The sequence below is a fragment of the Desulfobulbaceae bacterium genome (assembly GCA_013792005.1).
In the GTDB taxonomy this organism is placed as follows: Bacteria; Desulfobacterota; Desulfobulbia; order Desulfobulbales; family VMSU01; genus VMSU01.
Map to the genome: position 1 here is coordinate 1 of VMSU01000022.1, position 22,583 is coordinate 22,583.

The 22,583-nt window shown below is 51.9% G+C and carries 9 protein-coding genes; 1 reads left to right on the forward strand and 8 read right to left on the reverse strand.

All coding sequences use genetic code 11. From position 1 onward, the window contains the following. The 8 genes from FP815_01035 to FP815_01070 form a co-directional block, all read right to left on the reverse strand. The coding region (locus FP815_01035) for a phosphate/phosphite/phosphonate ABC transporter substrate-binding protein (GenBank protein MBA3013524.1) at positions 1-394 on the reverse strand (394 nt) is incomplete at its 3' end. A gap of 171 nt (positions 395-565) precedes the next feature. Then, positions 566-1,159, reverse strand: a complete 594-nt coding sequence (locus FP815_01040) for a hypothetical protein (GenBank protein ID MBA3013525.1) — start codon at positions 1,157-1,159, stop codon at positions 566-568. A 104-nt stretch (positions 1,160-1,263) separates the two neighbouring features. After that, positions 1,264-2,682, reverse strand: a complete 1,419-nt coding sequence (locus tag FP815_01045) for an adenylosuccinate lyase family protein (GenBank protein ID MBA3013526.1) — start codon at positions 2,680-2,682, stop codon at positions 1,264-1,266. Further along, positions 2,683-4,041, reverse strand: a complete 1,359-nt coding sequence (locus FP815_01050) for an adenylosuccinate lyase family protein (GenBank protein MBA3013527.1) — start codon at positions 4,039-4,041, stop codon at positions 2,683-2,685. A gap of 92 nt (positions 4,042-4,133) precedes the next feature. After that, the gene (locus FP815_01055; protein MBA3013528.1) at positions 4,134-5,312 is read right to left on the reverse strand and encodes a Glu/Leu/Phe/Val dehydrogenase; all 1,179 of its coding nucleotides are present in this window, start codon (positions 5,310-5,312) and stop codon (positions 4,134-4,136) included. Then, complete coding sequence (locus tag FP815_01060; GenBank protein MBA3013529.1) at positions 5,309-6,286, reverse strand: right-handed parallel beta-helix repeat-containing protein; 978 nt, start codon at positions 6,284-6,286, stop codon at positions 5,309-5,311. Before FP815_01060 ends, FP815_01055 begins: the two co-directional genes overlap by 4 nt. Then, the gene (locus FP815_01065) at positions 6,283-7,413 is read right to left on the reverse strand and encodes a carboxypeptidase regulatory-like domain-containing protein (GenBank protein MBA3013530.1); all 1,131 of its coding nucleotides are present in this window, start codon (positions 7,411-7,413) and stop codon (positions 6,283-6,285) included. Before FP815_01065 ends, FP815_01060 begins: the two co-directional genes overlap by 4 nt. A gap of 97 nt (positions 7,414-7,510) precedes the next feature. Continuing rightward, positions 7,511-8,065: a hypothetical protein gene (locus tag FP815_01070; protein ID MBA3013531.1), complete on the reverse strand. Its 555-nt coding sequence runs from the start codon at positions 8,063-8,065 to the stop codon at positions 7,511-7,513. Between the two features lie 579 nt (positions 8,066-8,644). On the opposite strand from FP815_01070, the gene FP815_01075 reads away from it, so the two are divergent. Further along, complete coding sequence (locus tag FP815_01075; protein ID MBA3013532.1) at positions 8,645-22,045, forward strand: hypothetical protein; 13,401 nt, start codon at positions 8,645-8,647, stop codon at positions 22,043-22,045. Positions 22,046-22,583: the final 538 nt, after the last annotated feature.

The following is a 22,583-nucleotide window of genomic DNA, read 5'->3' on the forward strand; positions in this document are numbered from 1 at the left end:
TAATGTCGCTATCAGCTCTGGCAATGATCACGCCTTGGGACTGGGAGCCAAGGGAGTCCTTTTTCTCGGTAGCCAGTATCTCAACACCATGAAAACGGTTCATGATGATATAGAGTAATGAGTTGGTGTGGGTGAAATCAAGACCGTCAAGTTCTTTAAGAAAATTGGTCGTATCAATGGCTTGCATCTCAAAGTTGGCGTTAAGCTGCTGTCCTAAATATGCTGTGAAGGGTTGAAATCGGGCGTTGGTTTCATTCTCGCTGTTGCAGATCATGTAACCGATTTTATAGGTAGGGAGATCTTTCTTGGCCTCGGCATGCTTTTGCTCTGATGGGTTGGAGGTGCAGGCTGTAAACAGGAAGAGCAGGCAGGCGGCAGTGAAAATCCTTTTCATGATGAGATGACCTTTATAATAAAAAATTAAGCAACTATCTGGAATATAGGGTGGTGCATATCGCTCATTCACCCTCGTGTTCAGGACATGTTTTTATAGGATAAACTAGTTGAATGACTAGTATTGCCCCACCACCATCTTTAGGTTGATGATTAATCTGACCAAGATGAATTAGATGAACTTTTGTTTCTTGAGAAATTCTTTGGCGATATTTTTAGGTTTGTCTCCAGCGTTGACAGACTTGGTCAATTCTTGAAACTCTTTGTCATTGATAGCTCCAGCCAACTTGTTTAGGACTCTTGGCAGCAAGGGGAAGTTTGTCAGAATGTCCCGCCTGAGCAATGGCGCACTGATGGAGGGCTGAGCAATTTTCTTGGTATACCCAAAGGGGTTGAGCCAAACTACATTCAGTGCTTTTTCGTAATAATCTTTGACAGTGATGAAGTCTTGGTCAGGAGAGGCCCCTGCCGATTGCTTGGCAATTGCGAGTGCTTGGATTGTGTCTTCAACAATAATGTCGACTCGCTCTAATTCCTTTTCGGATTTTAAAGCGGTGTACAATTCATCAGAGGTCTTGAATGCGCGGATCTGGATGGTGGTGCCGGTTCTTTCGGTGATCAGCAGGGCGATCATCTCAGCCATTAACGAGTCATTGTTTGACTCGAGAGCGCCGATGTAGAGGGTTCGGCCAACGCAGGCAACCGAATGGGTTGCGGGGATTAGAGACAGAAAAAATAGAATCAGAGTCAGGGTGCATTTTAACATGGGAGGTTCCTCAATAAAAAAAATGGCTGTGGTTATGTTAATGAAACATTATATCCATCTCTGGTTGAGATGCAAGGTGTTCAGGATAAGATACATGGGCACAATCACTCGATGCGGATCTGGCAGGGGGATAGTTGGGGTTTGGGTGTTTGGGGGAGGGTTCGGGCTTCAACGAGTACCTGATCAATAATTTGTCCAGACAGACCGATGTGAATGGATGGATCAACAGCCTTTTCAAGATCTTCACGGCAGAAGTGATGATTGACATCTGGGTGGGCCATTAATCGGTCGATCAAGCCATTGGGGTCACACCCGTCACAACCTAGCGATGCATCATATATTATAGTGTGGGCAGACTGCTTGCCGATTTTTTCACCAAGCCGAAACATCAGCGCTTCAGTGGAGATCAGGACCGAAAATCTGTCGAGATTCTCTTTGATTCTGTCGTGATTGATGGTTAATCCTCCAAGGATGGTCTTCATCATCCGCAACGCGGCGCAGCTGAAAATTGAAGCTTCGGTCAAAGCCACCCACTCTAAACGGACAGCCCGATAATCTCGTTCGTGCTCGTTGCAGAGGGAGTCGAAGAGAGTTGAGGCGTTGCCTTTGACTAAACGGGAGAGAACCACGACCTGTTCACAGAGTTCGGGGTTTTTTTTGTGGGGCATGGTCGTGCTGCCGATTTGACCAAAGACAAATGGTTCCGCTAGTTCGTCAATTTCATTACGGGCTAATTGGCAGATTTCATTGGCAATTCGTCCAAGACCTCCTGTGATCAATGCCAGGATACTGACAAACTCCACGGTTCGATCTCTACTGCTGTGCCAGCAGGAGAGAGGAGCTGAGAGGCCGAGTGTTGCGGCAAATCGATCGAGAAGGACAAGCCCATGGCTTGAGAGCGCGTCCATGGTGCCTACGCCACCAAAGAGTTGAGCGACAAGGAGCCGGGGCAGGCAAGTTGTCAGGCGGGTATAATTGCGGAGGGTCTCATCAAGCCAGCCGGCCATTTTCAGGCCCATGGTGGTGGGAAGTGCGTGTTGGCCGTGACTCCTGCCGACAGTGACTAATGACCGATGCTTATCCGCTAGAACTGCGATCAGATCGATAATTTCTCGAAGGTCACGGGAGATAATGGTCGTAATCTCTTTTAATTCCAGGGATTGAGCGGTGTCCTGGATGTCTTGGGTGGTTGCTCCGTAGTGGATGAATTGACCGGCGGTTTGGTCGGTGACTCTTTGCCATTCTTTCAGTAAGGGGATAAGCGAGTGGCCGGTGGTGGCAATCCCGGAAGTGATGGCAGTAATATTCAGCAACTCAATCCGGGCCGTGCGGGAGATGGCATCGGCAATTGGTCGAGAGATGATCCCGAGTTCAGCCTGGCATTGAGCCAGAGCTGCTTCCACATCGAGCCAGCGCTGCATGCGCCTGAAGTCGCAGAAAACCTGGCGGGCCTCATTGGTACTATAACCATTGGCAAAAAAACGAGAGTCAATGATATGACTTGCTAGGTGACAGTGTGGCATTCACATCCCTTTATGAGTGACTTCACGGATTGCGTCATCGACGATCTCTGGGGCAAGGCCGAGATACTGTTCCGGGTGATCAAGCATGGTGAGGTCGATCCTTGTGATCTCGGAAGAAAGCGCCGGGTCTCCTGAGATGAGTTCTCGCAGGGATTTGCCGGTGACGTTGGATTGTTCGATATACGCGCTGACTTTGGTATGCGCGGAAGTCTTGCCAAGGATTGGGGTCAGGGTGAACAGCAGCCATTCAGAGGCGATATGTTCTTTGTGCAGGTGTAGATTTGCCCGCATACGTTCAGGGAAAATTTCCAGGTCAGAGATAATTGTTTTTAAGTAATGGAGCGCTGTCATGGTGTAAATGCAGGCTTGGGGCATAGCCAACCATTCTGACCACAAGGCCCGGGGGTCTCGTTCATTTTCATGCAGCATGGCTTCTGTTAAGATCTGAGACATAGCTCTGACATGACTTGATAATACCACAATTCTTTCACAGAGAACAGGGTTTCGTTTGTGCGGCATGGTACTGCTGCCGGCCTGTTTACCGCTTGGCGAAGGTTCCCGTAATTCCATGATCTCGGTTTTTCCGAGTTGGAAAATTTCATTGGCAATTTTTGCTGAAGTCGTAGCCATCATGGCAAGAAGCGCCCCTGTCTCAGCGCAGGTATCCCGGGCGGTATGCCATGGAGCAACGCTTTTCTGTAGCCCGAGTTTTTTCATGGTGAGTTCTGCGATTTCTCGTCCCTGCCGACCAAGAGCGGCCATAGTTCCGACAGCGCCCCCCAGTTGTCCGGTCAGGACCCTCGGCTTCAGGGCTTGGAGTCGGTCAAGATGGCGGCTGATCTCCAATAACCACACCGCAAATTTAAGCCCCAGGCTGATCGGGATAGCCTGTTGGCTGTGGGTGCGGCCAATCATCGGCAGGTCACGGTATTGAGAGGCTAAGGTAATAAGGCGATCCTTGATTTGGTTCAGATCTCGTTCAACAAGGGTTATAACTTCTTTGAGTTCAAGCGCCTGTCCAGTATCAATCACATCTTGAGTTGTTGCGCCGTGATGGACAAAATCGGCATAGGGGCCGCAGGCTTTGCGCAGGGCTTTGACGATTGGGACCAGGGAATTTCGGTTTGTCGTGTAGTCTTGGCGCACAGCCTCCATATCTAAGTGTTCGATCAAGGCCTTGGCCTGAATCATTGCCGCTGCTTCGGGGGGGATGATTCCCAGTTCTCCTTGCGCGGCAGCCAGAGCTCCTTCAAAGTCAAGCCAGCGCTGGAAGCGTTTTTTTTCGTCAAAAAGAGCAAGCCCTTCGGGAGTAGAAAAGAGATGGGCCTGGATGTTGAAATCTATTGGGTGGGAGGGCATTGTAACCTTTGTGGTAGGTGTAGGTATTTAGGTTAACGGTTATTGGTTGCTGGCCGGGACCCGCACTTTCAGTAGTGTTGATGGATGGTTGTTCATCCTAGAGAATACGGTTTTAGCCGAGGGGGCGCCAAGGTGTCGCGGCATAGCATCTCAGCAGCTTTGGTTGGATTGATAGCGTTCGAGTGACTCTTGTTGAGGATCTTGTCCACCATCTGGGTCATGGCGCTGGCAATGTAATCGAGTACCTGTCGAGTCTGGGGCTTTTCTGCTGGTCCGAACAGGCCGTTCATCGACAGCGATCCTCCGCAACCGGCAACAAAGGAGGGAAGGGCGATTATCCTGCGGGCAAAAAGGGCCTCTTCTCCGTCAGGCGTAATGGCAAGGTTTGCTCCGGGGATAACTACTTTCGCCTTGATTTGGTCCGCGTTTGTGCGTGTGATGACGCCCTCTATCGCCGCAAGAATCAACAAATCGCATTCGCAGGTTGTAATTGTCTCTTTGGGCTCGATCTTGACGCTATCATTGCTGGTAATTTCAGGCAGGAGAGTTCCTTGTTCGTCTAGATAGAGGTGGACTGGCAGCGGTTGATGGTTATGGCCGAGCACGCATTTTTTTGCATCCCCAATGGCTGTAATTATCGCTCCAGCATCGGTTAGGGCAACGATGGCGGCTTTGGCCAGGTTGCCGAACCCCTGGATGGCAATACGTGCGCCTTGGGGTGGAATTGACATGAAATCCAAGGCGGCAAGCGCTGCCATGGCTACTCCGAACCCGGCTCTTAGTCGGCCGAGGGGCCAATCACCAATGGCCTTGTGGCTGAGAATCTCGTAGCGGTCAAGGAATGCGCGGAGGGTGATTCCTTGGGCTTTAGCAATTGCCATTTTTACTGAGGGGATGTTCAGCTCGCGAGCAATGGATTCTAATTCATCCATGCTGGTGTTCAGGTCTGGGCCCATGGAGTACCGATCTTCGATGTAGGGTTTGATGGCAGCCATGAACCTGGTCATTGCTTGAAGTTTGCCCGGGGCGTCGGGGTGGTAGTCAATCCCGCATTTGGCCCCGTCAATCGGCAGGCCGCAGATTCGCATCTTCATGGTCATGTTCTTGGCCATGGCCATGACATGCTCACAGGTGAGGTTTTGCTGGACACGCATGCCGCCAGCGCAGAGAGAGTGTTCCCCGCCATCGATTACCAGCCAGCCTTTGAAGTGCTCAATAGGGTCGGAGTATTCAACGACTGTTATTGTGTGGTGCGCAATGTTACTGGTCATGGGCGAGTTAGGGGTGTTTTCTTGATTCCGGTTTCAGGTACGGGGGCGCTGGCCAGGGGCTCAATGATCGCACGGCCAAGCTCCTGGTCTCGTTGCTGATCAAATATCTGTTGATGGGCCGTGGCTGCGCTTGATGTACCCCACCAGTTATTAGAGACTTTTAAATCCCAGAGTTGCTTTGCTCCGAGTTTAAGATTGTAGTCATGGTTAGCATTGATGTTGTTGAATGAAATGTCAAGGTGTCCTTCGTTCCATGGTTTGCCTGTGCGTCCAGGCTCGAAGAAGTCAACAATGTTTTGCCCGGATGGAACGAGAAATATTCCAACCTGATTGTTGTTGATATCGTTGCGCTGAATTTCAACAGGACCCTCCATGCGAGTGAAACGGACTCCTATGCCATTGTTGGTGATCTGGCAATGGCGCATCTTGAGTTTTGCCCGACCGAAACGAATGCCCTCATTGTTGCTGCTGAACAGGCAGTTGGAGACTAATGCTGTGGAAAAATGGACTTGCAGGCCGGAGAAGGCGTCGTGGAATTGGCAGTAGTCCAGGATGCTCATTTTTCCTGACGTGAAAATGAGCACATATGACCAATCCTTGGGGGCAGGTTTGACTTCGGCTGATTTAAAGATGATGGGTTGGCCGGGGGTTCCGGTGGCCTTAAGTCCTCCCAAGACTCGAAGTTCGGAATCCCCTATTCCATCGAGGTTTGTGTCCCTGCGCTTGAAGAGAATGGTGGTGCCCGGCTTGATGGTCAGGATAGCTCTGCGGCCAACGACGACAACTCCATCAATGAGTACGGTTCCACTCCATGTCGTATCTTCACGAAGAATACTATCGTTTAAGGTAGAAATTTCACCTGCGGCTAACACTTCTGTGCTGATCAAAATGGCGATAAGGGTGGCCATAATGCTATGGGCAATCTGCCTTGTGGTCTGCCGGGGGGGGGCTGCTGCGTAGGGTTTATTACTCATGGCATTATCGGCTCCACGATGAGTTGAATGCCATTTTTAGTTTCACCGCTTTGGACGGAGAGATTATGGTTGACGCTCTCTTCAAAAAGACCGAAATGCTCGCCAACGTTAGGGGCATCGCCAACTTTTTCTCGGGCAACAAGATAATATGAACCTGGTTTTGTCTCTAGTCGGAAGAATCCTTTCTTGTCGGTCTTGGTTAGAAATTCCGATTTAAAGCGGAGTACATACATTTGAAAGAGTGGGAGGTCGTCGGCTGGATAGGCGGAAACCACCAAGCTCGGCATGGGGACTCCGTAGATGTCCGTAACCCGTCCGGCAATGATTGCCAGCGGGTCCTTATCCGATGTTTGGGTGCCAGCCTCTTGCATGGATACACTTTGTAAGGAAGCGTCACGACGTGCTGCCTTGCGTTTGCCGCGAGGGTCATCTGCCCCTTGGGCAAGATAGTGATCCATGTCATCGCGCGGGTAGCAGTGGAGGTTGACCTCGCAGGTGTTGGCAGGGTTGATCTTTATGGGATTGGCCGCTGAGTAGCAGAAGAGATCTCCCTGCTTAAGGGGACCGATTGCTGTGTCATCCTGCCGCTGACGGGCAACGATTACATAGCTTCCAGGGGGTAGCTCGAACCAGAATTTGCCATCCTCGCCGATGCTGTTGGTCAATACCCCCATACCCCGGAAAGGTTCGTCGTCAGAGGTGTAAGCCGAAACGCTGCCGTGGGTGATCGGTGCACCTTTGTAGAGAACAGCCCCGCTTATTCCTTGAAATCCTGGTTCACACTGAACGGGGAGTTCAGGAAGTACGAAAAAGGGAATCCATTGATAGCAGTCACCTATGGTAATGGGGTTGAGCCCATGATAGCCAAAAAGCGGAGGAGTATGGTTGCTGTCTTGGGCGACCAGGTAATACTTGCCAGGTGCGAGGTCGAGTTTGTATTGCCCTGGTTTGGGGCCTTTTGAGGATATGATGCCATTTGCTTTTAGATGCAGCTCAGAAAATGATCGGTAGGCAATGACTGAGGCTGTGGCAGGCCCCTTGTCGTCTAGGACGATCCCTTCGATAATGGTTGCTGAGGCCGGAGTCGTGATTCCGAGGCAGAAAAGCAAGACGATGTGTTGCCACACGTGGGTCATCCCAAAGGTTTGGCGCTGACGATGGGAGAAAATGCGCAGGAGGGGGAAGCAGGGTCTGAAAATCAGCAATGGTGGTCGTAGGTGGCTGTTAAATGATCTCAACAGGGACTTCAAAGTCGTTGTTCCCCTCGAAAAAAGCGCGGATTACTGGAGCCTCGGGGTTGACCATGGAGATGATGAACATGAACATCCTGCTGGTGCATCCTAAGACGGTGTCGATCTTGGTTGGAGTGTCGCGATGGGGGTCGTGGTCCCAGGCTATACGATGCATATGGTAATTGCCAACAAGCCGCAATCCTTTTTTAAGAAGAATTTGCAGGGCGTTGTCGAGTTCTTCTTGCTCTGCTATCCAGCCACGTTGGTCGAACGGTGTGACAGAAGGGGTTCCGTGCAGATTCATAGCTTTGTCCATCTCGCCTCTCTTCTCGTCGCACTCTCGCGCATTCTTGAATAAGGGGATGATTATCTCAGCCTCGACTGATGTGCCATTAACTGTGCCGCCGATGAGTCCAAAGGCCTTTGGTGACTGTCCTTCGCCAGGGAGATATTCGCCCTGCAGCTTGCGGTGGCAGTGGGAGATCATCTCTCCCAATAGTTGAGATGGTATTTTGATGGAGTCTATTTGTTCCTTCCGGTAGTGCATGTCCTGGGCGCCTTGTTTGTTTGGGCTGGGCGGTTGAATTTGTGAGGGAATTCTTTCGTTAAGCAATAAACTGGCCATAGCTAGTACTATAGAGAATTTGTTGAAAAAGTACCACAATTTCTTGGTCTTTACTTTTTCGGGTTAGATCGTCCGAGAGGTTGCCGGGGTATAAATTTCACTCAGGGGTAGGTGAAGAGGGGGATTTCGCACACTTCTGTTGGTGTTAAGACCCCTTTGCTATTTTTTGGGAAATAATAGGGACAGTCATTTTGTCGCGGATATCTAGGAAATAATACAAGATAATAGGAAACAAGGGGGGCTGGGCTTAGGATTTGCATGACACTTAATGGCCTAGGGTAAATGAATCAGCGACTAGGTAATTCATGTAGTCATTTTGTTAAATGTTGGATATCAAATTTCAGCTTGAGTTTTAGATGGAATTATATGTAAACTTTTTTAGGAGGCCGATTCCGTAAATGGGATGGTTCTTCAAGGCCTTTTTGTGGGGGCCTGTGAGTTTAGGTTGAATTTTGGTATTGAGTGTTTAGTGATGCGGAGAACTAAACAGGGAGAGTCACGATGAAGAAATTGGGTTTGTTGTTGAGTGTCGCAGTGGTGATGGTTTCGGTAAATGCCTGGGCATCGGTTGTCGATGCCCCGCATAACGAAACGAATGGGGTGAACTGTTCGAATTGCCACAACTATTCGTTGTGGTGGCAGTATTCACCGACAAGCTTGAGCGCCAACCCAAATCCTGACCATGCGGCAATTGTTGATGCTGTCTGCATGACGTGTCATGGGCTGGCAGGCACAGAGCCCAGGGCGCTGACTCATTCCTCCGCCGCAATGGGTACCGCTTCCCATGGGGATTGGGGGGTAGGGTGTTTAGCCTGTCATAACCCCCATTACCAGGATCAACTGAATTGGGTCGGATCCGCAACCGAGCCCTATTTGGTGACTGGTGAAATTTCTTCGGTATCTTATAATAGTACCCTCGATCAAACTTTTATTAATTATTCCAATGCCACATTCAATGGAAATTGGCTGGCAGAAGGCGCCACAGCTGCCGACCCGGATTGGGGCAACAAGAGCCTGAAAAATCCAGACCGTGGTCTTGTCCTGGTTCATGATAAAATCGCAACCTCAAACACCTTCATGATTGTCTCTGCAACCACCTCCCAGGTTGTGGTCAAAGGAAGACTTGATACTAGCGCGATTGATCCCAATTATACCGACCCCCAAACGCAAGTTACTAATTCTGCAACCTCAAACACCTTCGGCTTGATCTATGGTCAGTTGATCCGGAATAGCATTGCCGCTAAGCCGGTTAAGTTCTTTGATCCTGATGGCGGCTTTATCGAACAAGGGGCCAGCGCCACAGGAGTTTGTCAGGTCTGTCATACTGTAACCAAGTATTTCACTAACACTGGCGATCTTCCGGTTATCGGTGAAAGCCATGCAGGTCGCGAAAATACTAATTGCATAAGTTGTCACGCCCATGATGAGGGATTCAAAGGAGGCGGCACGCATGACAACACGGCGTTCGGCTGGGCTGGAAATTGTGCTACCTGTCATAATGCCAATAACCAGGTCGCAAATATTGTGTCTGATCTACATGGCGCGTCCTGTGATCTCTGTCATGTTTCCGCAGGCGGCGGCGGACCGCTGAAGAGTGGTAATGCGTTAAACGGAATTGATGGAAGCGCTCTTGGCGCCACTAACAACTCGACCTGTGTTGACTGCCACATCACTAAACTTGGATTACTTTCTAAAAATATCCATCACATCTCGAAATCCGGCTTTGCCGCTGTCGGTAATTGTGTTGAGTGCCATTTGTCGGGGGTGGGTACCTTGGTTGCCGATCATGCTGCGAGAGTTCAGGTGGATGCCGGTTGTGTGGGTTGTCATGGCGCCACGGCAGGTTCGGCTAATGGCGTTACGGTTAATGTTGGTGATCCTAAGGTTCATGATGCCTGCACCACCTGCCACAATACGGATGGAACTCCTAAGGCTGCTTACGGCAAGGCCAGCGCCATGCCGCCGGGAGGAGGTAATTGTACTGCGTGCCACGGTGTTTATTTTCCCACCCATAGTCATAGTCATACGCTGAACTCGGTATCAGTCTGCTTGAACTGCCACGTAGCGGTAGAAGCGCCATTTGCCACAGCGGGAGAAGTCCATGGTAACGGTTGTCAGACCTGTCATAACGGGGCAACCGGGCTCTTGTCCGGCAGCGCTTTGGGTAAGACCGCAGGCGCGGATTGCCAGACCTGCCACATTGGTTACTTTGACGGTCATAGCCATGCTCACACTTTTGCCACCATTCCTCTGTGTGTGAGCTGTCATACAACGGCAACCACTGCACCATATGTTGTTACTGGTCAGACCCATGCGCGATTGTCCTGCCAGACGTGTCATAGCGCAGTCACCGGTATACTTATCGGCAGTGCCACCGGCAAGAAGGGGGCGACGGGGATCAATTGTCAGACGTGTCACAGCACATACTTCGCTGGGCATACCAAGGATCACACTGCTTTAGTGAAGAGGAATATTGACACCTCGGTGCAGGTTACTAATTGCACCAGTTGTCATGTTGCAAATTCTGCTCCTTTTGTGGATGTCACCGACGGTGAAGCCCATTCCGGTTCAGGCTGTGTTACCTGTCATAGCGCAGCCGATGGTTCCTTGGTTGGTAGCGCTGTCACTGGGGGGGGGGAGTGTGTTGTCTGTCACTCCGCGTATTCCGGAGGTCACAGTCATGCCCATACCGTGGCGGAACAGGGGACTGATCTTGCCCAGGCCGATCCTGGGGCAAGTTGCTCCACCTGTCATGATGCATCGAGCTGGGCGGCTATTTACACATTGCACTATGGTATTTGTTCAACATGTCATAATGCGACGCGGACCACCGGTAATCCGAACAATGTTACCGAAACGGTAAAGAATGTCATCGCCGCTAAGGCTAATCCTACCGCTTGTTTGTCCTGCCATTGGGCCAAAAAGACTCCTGCTATCCATGGTCACAATATTGTCTGGACCGTAGCCAACGAAACAAGCTGCGGAGTTTCCTCCTGCCATAATGCCGCGCTGAATACCGATGTCGTTTCCGCTGTTCATGGCAACAACTGCGAAGTGTGTCATGTTGATCCTACTAACAATAACTTTACCCGCCGGGCCGGGACAGATGGTACCGCAATTGGTCAAGTCATGGCTGTTCCTGCAAGTTGTGCGGACTGTCATAACCCGACAACGTATCCGACCCCTGCTATTCATCATGATTCAGCGCTTGCTCTTAACGGGAATTGTACTAATTGCCACAGCGGGGCGACGTATGGCGGTAACCATGTAACACTTGTGGCTCAGGACAATACTTGTTCAACGGCATCGTGTCATCCTGGTACCGCCGGAACGACAACCGGTGTTCCTGTCAGTGTTCTCGACAAGAAGGTTCATGATCAGTGTACTACTTGTCACGAGACCAGCGGTGTGCTGAAGGCGGCTTACGGTAAGGCTGTGGCTATGCCGGACGGCGGAGTTGGCAGCGATAACGGCGGCGGTATTTGTTCAGCCTGCCATGGCACATATTTCCCGAACCATGCTAATGCTAATCACTCTACGCGGGTGGTGGATTCAGCTAATTGCAGTCTGTGTCACTTGACGGCAAGTATTGTTGGCACCATTAGCGGAGTTCCGGTCGATCCGGCTAATAATAAAGTCCATGACGAGTGCTACGCCTGTCATGCCGCTGACGGCTCGCTTCGTACTGCCTATGGCAAGGCATCCGCGATCCCTGCCGGCGGCGGTGTCTGTGAAGTGTGTCACGGAGCTTATTTCTCCAGTCATGTCAATGCAGACCACAGTGTAAAGGTGGGTGATACCGCTAATTGCAACACGTGTCATACCGAGACAGCCGGCACGGCTACCGGAGTGATGGTGAGCGCGGCTAACAATAAGGTCCATGACGATTGCACGGTGTGCCATAACAGCAATGGTTCTTTGCGAGCGCAGTACAGCGCCAAGGCGCCGAGCATGCCGGCTGGCGGCGGTACCTGTAATAACTGTCACGCGGCATATTTCTTTAACCATGCCAATGCCGATCATACGGCGCGTGTTGCATCTTCCGCGAGTTGTGCATCGTGTCATACTGCCACTGCCGGAACTTCTACCTCAGTACCTCTGAGTACAATAGATGCTAAAGTTCATGACGCCTGCGCGACCTGTCACAACGGAACGACCGGAGCATTGCTGGCGGCTTTCGGTAAAGCGCCGAATATGGCGTCTCCTGGCGGCGCCTGTGAGGCCTGCCATGGCTCATACCTGAATAGTCACATCCACACCCACTCCTTGCCGACAGTCGCGCTGTGTCTCAATTGTCACACAGCGACCAGCGCTCCGTATACAGGTGCAGGCCAGGCACATGCCACAACTGGTTGCCAGACATGTCACAGCGGCGAAACGGGTCTGTTGATCGGCAGTGCGGCGGGCAAGGCTGCGGGTTCGACCTGCTCAACCTGTCACAGCGCCCACTTTAATGGGCATTCACACAGCCATGATATGGCAACGGTTGCATTGTGCGTAACGTGTCATGCCACAGCGACTACCGTACCGTATGTGGCAGCCGGACAAACCCACGCTCGCCTCGGTTGCCAGACCTGCCACAGCGGTTCCACTGGACTGCGGATAGGCAGCGCGATAGGCAAGACGAGAGGCGCTACCTGTCAAACCTGCCACAGCACCTATTTTAATGGTCACACTCATAATCACGCTACCAAGATGACCACGAACGTGGCAACAACTCCGACAACGTCCAATTGTAAGGGGTGTCATGGTGCCACTACCGCTCCTTTTGTGGGGGCAGGACAGGTTCATAACGCTCTTGGTTGTGGCACCTGTCATGATACTATAAGTAATGGCGCCTTGAAGGGCAGCGCTATTGGACATGCCGGAAACAGCGAGTGTGTTACCTGTCACACCGCTTATTTCGGCGGACATCAGCAACATAACAGCGTGACTCACGATGTATTAATGAGGGCAACGGATCTGGCAGGTGGCGCGGCGTGCAACACTTGTCATATTCGTGGCGGACTCGGTTCAGGTAATCCGCTTTTTACTAATAGCTGGTCAGGCGCGGAAGGCATCTATGCGTTACATGGTAATAATTGCGCACTGTGTCACAACTCATCACGCACAACTAATGTTGGGGTTGGTTTTACCTCGGTCAATCATGTGATCATGACGGGATCGACGGTGGCCTGTCTCAACTGTCATAGTAATCGAGCGGCGGAGCATGGCGGCCATAATGAGGGCGACGGCACCTTGTCATGGATCGTATCCTGTCAGGCTTGTCACGGCAATGGGGGGGGAAGTATTACCGCTCCCCAGGGCGAGATTATGGCCGATGTCCACAGTAACTTATGCAGCAAGTGTCACCAAAGTGGCATCCCTGGGGCCACCTTGATTGGTTCCGCGGTCAACACCACATGGGGTGTGAAGCCGCACACCTGCACGGTTTGTCATACTGCGGGATTTAACGGCCATAGTCGAGGATCAAGTCATGATCTTCTGCAGGGCGATGCCGACAGGGTCAACAATGGCGCATTTTGCAATGAGTGTCATCGGAGGGGCGGATATAGTTCCGCTAATCCGCTGTTCACCAATACCTGGGGTGGAGCTGATGGAATCTTAGCGCTGCATGGCGGAAGTTGTTCCATCTGCCATAGCTCGACACGAACTACCAATATTAACCCGGCGTTCAATTCAGTAAAAGATGTGATCAAGACACATACTGTTACCGTTAAATGCATAGATTGTCATGCTGGTCGGGTTAATAACCACAGCAGCCACGATGCCGCTGATTTTATCTGGGATGGAGTATGTAATACCTGTCATACCGGCGCCAATATCGCGGTAAATGTTCATAAGGGTAAGTGTGGTTTGTGTCATGTCGACCCGGATGGCGGTGGTGTCAAGCGTGCCGGCAGCGATGGAAGCGCGTTCCTGGCCGAGGCCTTGGGGAGTCCACGGACAGCAAGTTGTCTTACCTGTCATCCGGCTGCGACCTACCCGACGAGCGGTATTCATCACAACTCGAGGACTGCGGCAACCAACGATTGTCAGACCTGCCACAAATCAATCAATCACAGTGCCTTCGTCACCAATTTGTCATCCTGCACGAACTGCCATGGGAATACGGCAGGCACGGCGACAGGCATGCCGGTGGATATGGCAAACGCCCGTGTTCATGACCACTGCCTAACCTGCCACGCCTTCAATCCGACCACGTTTGCAGGACAATTGTCCGCTCCAACGGGAAAGAAAGGGGTGTCCGCGATGGCCGCGGGCAGTTGCTCCGCTTGTCACACCAATACCACCACCATGCATCATAATAACGGTCACTCCAAGATTGGTGAGTGTGAATATTGTCATGCCGACCCTCGGAATAGAGCAGGTGGCGTCAGCTTCCAGGAGACCACCCCTGCCACAGGGCTGCCGACGCATCTTCCGTGCGAGGAGTGTCATGTGAAGCCTAAACGTGGCGCAGTGGTTAACGGATGGACAGCAGCCGCCGGGCAGATGACCATTTATGCCTACAATGAAGGCGGTACCCATTCGACCACGAACTACAGCGCAGATTTTTCCCGCACCGTGGCCAACAGCGGAACGCATGTCATTGGCAATACGGTAGGACAAATCAATAACTGGGGCATTTGTTTCAGTTGTCATGACGGTTCGGGAGCAACGGGCAAGGCCGGTCGAGTCAATATCTTCCATGCCAAGCCGACATCGTTAGTCGCTACCCGTGATTCTTGCGGAGATAGCGGTACGGCGCGGTATGCACCTGGCCGTGAATCCCGCAACACCATCGGCAATTTTGACTTCTTCGCCTCGACCTTCCGGCCATCAAGCACCAAGCCCAGGAGTGGTTCGCAGAATTGCGGTAAGACATCGGGTGTGGTTGCTGCGGATTGGAATGGTTCGGTAAAGTATGGTAGCACTAATTTCCTGGCCCACGATATGGTAATACCTGACCCGTGGAGTGCGGCAACATATACCGTGCCAATGTTCGCCAACCAGCCTAAGCTGACGACCGTCACCCCGAGTGCTGATAATGTCAAGGTAACCAGCGCCGTCTGGAACGGGACAAACCTCCTGGTGGCAGCTAAAAATACTAATGGCTGTGCGGCGTTAACTGCAGTCTATAACGGGAATAATCAGGCGTTCACCGGCACGGGGGTGTGTACCGCAAGCTTCCCGGTGACCGTGGAGTACACTTCTGCCGTTCCAAACCTGAACGTGATGACCTCAAATTCTGAAGGGTTTAATGTCATTGGCTACCGTATTGTTGATGCTACCATTGCCGGCGCTGGGCATATTGAAGGTGATGGTTTATTTGTCTGGGAGTCTACTTGTTTGAACTGCCATGGGATCAGTACTGACAGTGTGGATGCCCCGCATGGTGAAATTATTGACGGCATTCATAGCGGTAACTGTGGTTTCTGCCACCAGGGCGGCTTGGGCGGGTCTACGCTGATCGGTTCGGCGATTCCGGCAGCGATAACTCCAACTCCGCACTCCTGTACGGAATGTCATCCTGGTCACTTTGACAGTCATCTCAAGGCGAGTAACCATGATATTTCAATGAGGGTAAGTGACCTGTCAGCTGGCCAAGCCTGTAATACCTGTCATCGTCGTGGTGGGACAAGTACCGAGAATCCCAATTTTACCAACACTTGGACGGGCCCGGACGGCATTCATGTTATTCATCAGAACGGGTGCGGTAATTGTCATAGCTCAACCCGGACGACCAAGCTTGGCGGCGGGTACACCTCAATCTACAACGTCATCATGACTGGTGTCGATGTCGGCTGTCTCGATTGTCATGCCAACCGTTCAGCCTATCACGGTAATCATTTCGAGGGTGATGGCACCTTTGCCTGGAATGATTCGTGTCAGGCCTGTCATGGGATCGGCAGTTCCAGCACTGAAGTCATTCATAAGGGGGAGTTGATCGCTGGAGTCCATGCCGGTGGCTGCGGTTTGTGTCATCAGAACGGACTTGGCGGCGCTACCCTGATTGGTTCCGCCACTAATTCCGATATGGCTCCTCGGCCTCACTACTGTACCGATTGTCATACCACCTACTTTAGTTCCCATCAGCGTGGCGCGACTCATGACGTCTTGATGAGGGCTGGCGATACCTCGGCAGGTACGCCATGTAACTTCTGTCATAAGATTGGCGGCACCGGTTCTAACACCCCGCTGTTCGCCAATAGCTGGAGCGACCAGAATGGTATCCAGGCCTTGCACTCTCATGGCTGCGCCAATTGTCATGGATCGACCAGGACGACTAATGTCAGCGCCGGTTACACCTCAGTGCAGGATGTCATTCTGCGAGGCACTCAGGTCGGTTGTCGGGATTGTCATGAAAGCCGGGTAGGGTTGCACGGTCTTCATGCCGAAGGCGATGGCACCTTTGTCTGGGATAGTCAGTGTGAGTTCTGTCACGGCGTGGGAAGTGAGAGCGATCAGGCGCCTAATGGCGAGATTATTCTCGATGTTCATCACAATAAGTGTGCAAGTTGTCACTATGAAGGTGTCGGCGGCGGTGTGTTTGTTGGTTCCGCTTCGGGTATCACCATGGGCCTGAAACCCCACAACTGCCTCAAGTGCCATGCCACCTATTTCGATGCTCACGTTCGAGGGCAGGCAGGGAAGCATTTTGTGGAGATGAAGCCGACAGATGTATCCTATGTCAATCAACAGTGCAATGAGTGTCATCGCCGTGGCGGCACCATTTCCGGGAATCCGTTGTTCCAGAACCAGTGGGATGGCACAGACGGTATCCAGGCACTCCATCAGGGAGGGTGCGCCCAGTGTCATCAGTCAACCCGGACCAAGAACGTTGTGGCTCCTTATGCCTCAATTAATGCCTTGATCCTTGATATGGACAAGATCAGCGGTACTCCGGGATGTCTTGATTGTCATGCCGACCGCGGCATCGGTCACGGTGACCACAAGGCGAATGAATTCGTCTGGGATGGCGGGTGTGATAGCTGTCACTCGGGAGCCAGTGTGGTCGTTAGTGTGCATAAAGCAAACTGCGGGCTTTGTCATGTGGCTCAGATTGGCGCCGGACCACGAAAGGCGGGAACCAATGGCGACGCCCTGCTTGGCGATGCTTCAGGGTTGGGCCGCTTGGCCACCTGTTTGACCTGTCATCCTTCTTTGACCTATCCGAAAGACAAGATACATCATGGCTCTCCCGCGGCAGTGACTAATAACTGCACCACCTGCCATCCGGCATCAAGTCACAGCGCCATTGTTAATGGCACTGGCACTACCTGTATTCCTTGTCATTCCGGCACTGTAGGCACGGCTGCCGGCGCACCGGTGAGCACCACCGACGGCAAGACCCATGATAGCTGTCGCACCTGTCATCGATTTGACGCTAACTTGAAGGGGATTTTGGTTGCGCCGACCAGTCAGCGAGGAGTTACCGCGATGCCTGCAGGTGGAGCCGGCACCGGTGATGGCGGCGGATTGTGTACTGTCTGTCATACGGTGAAAAGTTCCACTATTCATCACGGCAATGCCCACGCCAAGATCGGCGAGTGTGAGTGGTGTCATGCCGATCCGCGGAACGCTTCTGGCGGCACGACCTTTCAAGAGACAAACCCTGCTGGTGGTATTCCAAAGCATTTGCCGTGTGAGGAGTGTCATGTGACTCCCAAGCGAGGGACTCAAGCCAATGGTTGGACCGCAACGGCGGGTCAGATGACGATCTACGCTTATAATGAAGGAGGCACCCATTCGACCACGAATTACAGTTCCAACTTCGTCAGGACTGTGGCCAATAGTGGTGGTCATGTGGTCAGCAATACAATGGGTAAGATCAACAACTGGGGGATCTGCTTCAGTTGTCATAACGGAACGGCAGGAAAGGCCCAACGGGTTAATCTCTTCCACTCCAAGCCGACATCGGTGGTCGTTAATCGTGATACTTGCGGGGATGGCGGTACGGCAAGGTATGCGCCAGGGCGAGAGGAACGGAACACCATTGGCAACTTTGATTTTTTTGCCTCTTCTTTCCGCCCATCGGGCACCAAGCCGAGTGGAGGTTCCTCTAATTGTGGTAAGAATGGCGGGGTTTCGGATTGGAGTGGTTCGGTTAAGTATGGTAGTACGATCTTCACTGCCACGGACCTTGTGATCCCCGATCCATGGAGTACACTTACCTACACTGTACCGATGTTCGCGGCTCAGGTCCAGAATACCACCACTACCCCGGCTGCCGATGATGTCAGGATCTCAAGCGCTACCTGGAACGGACTCAATCTTTCAGTGACCGCAACCAATACCAGTGGTTGCGCAGCCCTGACCGCAGTCTATAACGGCAACAACAAATCGTTTGTCGGTACAGGACCGTGTACGGCAACATTTGCCACCTCAGTGGTCTATACCAGTTCAGTGCCTAATTTGAATGTAACGACCAGCAATGCCGAAGGCATCAATGTTATTGGCTACCGGATTACAGACCTGACTTTGACCCTTGGCTCTCATGAAGAAGGTGACGGCACCTTCACCTGGGTCGCTAACTGCACTCTCTGTCATGGGTCTTCTGGCACCAGCCTCGCTGCGCCCAAGGGCGAAGTTATCGCCGATGTTCATAATAGTAATTGCGGGCTCTGCCATCAGGACGGGATTGCCGCCGCCGCCCTGATTGGTTCGGCCAGTCGGGCAACCATGGGTGTCACGCCTCACCCCTGTACCGAGTGTCATACCGGTTATTTCGACAGCCATACCCATGGCACCGCGACCAATCACGATGTCTTGATGCGTGCCAGTGATCTGGCAGGAGATGCCTTGTGTAATACCTGTCACCGTCGAGGGGGCACGAAGTCCGCCAATCCGAAGTTCAGTAATATCTGGAGCGGGACTGACGGGATTAATGGGTTGCATGAATTAGGCTGCGGTCAGTGTCATAACTCGACTCGGGTCTATAATGTCAAGGCTCCGTACACCTCGGTGAAAAATGTTATCAGAACGGGAACCAATGTAAGCTGTCTTGATTGTCATGCGAGCCGAGCCAGTGCCCATGCCGAGCATCTCGCCACTGATTTTGCCTGGGACGGTACCTGTAACTCCTGTCATGCTGGGGCGAATGTGGTGACTCAAATCCATAAGAATAAGTGTGGATCGTGTCATATTGACCCGGCAGGCGGGGGCACCTTGCGGGCCGGATCAAATGGCAGCGCACTGTTGTCAGTAAGCTCAGGCCTGTTGCGGGGAGCTAGTTGCACGACCTGTCACTCAGTAACTACATATCCGACAGGGGGAATTCATCACGATACCGTACCGGCTGTGACAAATAATTGTACCACCTGTCATACGGCAGCCGATCATAGCGCCAAAGTTGACGGTACTGGAACTAACTGTATCAGCTGTCATACGGCAACTGCTGGCACGGAATCTGGTGTATCTCTGAGCATGGCTGATGGTAAGGTTCATGACGCCTGCCGCACCTGTCATGCCTTTGATCTGAACTTGGTGGGAGTCCTGAAAAGTCCGACCAATAACCGAGGTGTTACCGCGATGCCTGCCGGTGGCGGCCTCTGCACAGCATGTCATACGGCAACATCAACGATTCATCACGGCAATGATCACGCCAAGATCGGAGAGTGCGAATACTGTCATGCCGATCCTCGTAACGTGAGTGGTCTTTTCCAGGAAACAGTTCCTGCCGGTGGTATTCCTACCCATCTGCCATGCGAAGAGTGTCATGTGACTCCAAAGCTTGGTTCGACAGCCGCAGGTGGAATTAACGGTTGGACTGCTTCATCTGGCCAGATGACAATTTACGCCTATAATGAGGGTGGCACTCACTCGACCACGAATTACAGCGCTAACTTTGTCCGCTCTGTGGCAAATAGCGGAGGCCATGTGATCGGTAATACCGTGGGTAAGATCAATAACTGGGGTATCTGTTTCAGTTGCCATGATGGCTCCGGTGCGCCAGGGAAAGCTCAGCGGGTTAATATCTTCCATTCCAAGCCGACAACTTTAACTGTTAATCGTGATTCCTGCGGGAATAGTGGCACAGCTCGCTATGCGCCGGGGCGTGAAGCTCGAAACACCATCGGTAACTTTGACTTCTTTGCCTCGACCTTCCGGCCATCTGGCACGAAACCGAGTGGAGGGAATCTCGATTGTGGAAAGTCCGGTGGAGTCTCTGATTTCAGCAGTTCCGTGAAGTATGGCAGCACCAGCTTTACCGCCACTGATCTGGCGATCCCTGATCCATGGAGTGCATCGACGATTACCGTGCCGATGTTTGCAGCCCAAACACCCAATACCACGACAACCCTTGCGGCTGATGATGTCAAGGTGACAAGCGCGATCTGGAACGGGACGAACCTGGTAGTGACTGCGACCAACACCAGCGGTTGTGGTGCATTGACAGCGGTTTATAACGGCAATAATCAGAGCTTTACCGGATCCAGCCCCTGTACCGCTACCTTCGGGACTGGTGTGCTGTACAGCAGTTCGTTGCCAACGCTTAACGTAACGACCACTAACCCGGAAGGTTTCGGTGTTACTGGTTATCGAATCACCAATAACTCGGCATCGTTGCCGGGTGTAATCTCGCTTTCTGCCGGAAGTTATAGCGTTAGCGAGGCCGGGCCAACTGTAACTATTACTGCTACCCGGACTAGCGGATCGATGGGTTCTGTGGGGGTCTCTTACGCTACGACCAACGGAACGGCCTTTGCCGGCTCCGATTACACTTTGGCGAGTGGCTCTCTTTCGTGGGCACCAGGAGAAACGGCGAATAAGACCTTCACCGTATCAATAACTAACGATGCAGTGGAGGAGGCTACTGAAACCTTTACCGTGACTCTTTCTAATCCGACGGGTGGCGCGACATTGGGTGCGCCGAGTGCGGCGACAGTCTCGATTCTTGATAACGATTCGTCAGACGCTACCCCGCCGACTCACATCGGTTCCCTGAGCCCAACAGTTGTCAGCTCGACTCAAATTGATTTGAGTTGGCCGACTGCGACGGATTCAGGGTCTGGTATGAATGTGACTACGCCGTATAAGTTGGTTGGTGCCACAGGAGCCACTCCCCCTGCTGATTGTTCAGGGACGGCTCTGTATGCAGGGACTGCGACTTCGTTCAGTCATACAGGTCTGACGCAAAACACCCAGTACTCGTATCGGGTCTGTGCCTATGACGTAGCAAACAACAGTACAACCGGTTTGACCGCATCGGCGACCACCCCGATTCCTTGCGGTACGCTGTCTATATTGCAGAATTGGTCTAATGTTGCTACTGCCGCAGCAGGCGCCGGAACATGGAACAACACGTATGCAGTCGCGACCGGGTCTGGAACGAGTCGTCTCTTGGTGGTCAGTGTTGGTGTTTACAGCAATGGTAATAATAACCCAACATTTACTGCTACCTACGGAGGGCGGCCATTGACTCAGATTTCACTGGTCAATAGTAGTGGCAGGGCATCGGGCTGGGTCGGTTATTTGAAAGAGGCAGAGCTTGATGCCGCAACCAACGCTACTTTATCAGTGACGGCAACCAATAGCGGCGCTGTAATTAGTGGCTACCAAGTTCGGGCCATGGTTTTTGACTACGTTAATCAGAACGCGCCAATCCCGAGCAGCGGCGCTGTGGATTTTGTCTTCAATACCTATGATTCAACTGCCGCGACTACAGGTAACTTCAGCTATAATGCGAATGATTCCGCCATAGTGGTCTCCGGTGGTTATGTCAATATCAGTTATACAATCGGCGGAACCGGTGCATCCAATTACAGCACGATGACTGGGGCAAATTATGGTGTGGCAATCAGTCGTACTAGTGGCGGCACTGGCCCGACCACCGACAACCTGACCCTGACCCCGAGTGGTAACGGCAGAGAGCTCGGTACTGCGGTTCCGATTCAATCGGAGTGTAACAATAATTAATCGGCTATTGTCCACAAGCCGGGGTCTCAAGATCACCTGGTTCTTTGTGGTAGTTGATCAGTATAATGAGCCGTAATGAAACGACGAGTATTGCACAAGTGAATTATTGACGGATACTAAGGCCAATTTAAGGCCTGGCAGAGAGAGTAAAATTTCCAATAACGACAGGGGGGACCGATTTCGGTCCCCCCTGTCGTTATTGAGGGGAGGAGTGGTTTTGCATAATTTACATAAAATTAACAATGCTCGGCATGCGGGTATTGTTTTTGCAGAAAAAGGCAGGTTCAATTAGGGAATATTGGGGCTATGAGTGAACGAGTCTATTTTGCTATCAAACCCTAAATGAAGTTAGAGGAATCGTCACTTTGGGTAGTGGTGGGCGTTATGACCCAGAATGGGGTGTAGTAACCTAGGCGATTTTGAATGAAGTTGGAATGTATCGTCATTTGGAGTAGAGGGTGGGCGCTATAACCCAGAATGGGGTGTGGTGACCTGTTCGTACGCCAAATGACGCTTTTTTTTGTTTCGTCTTGGAGGA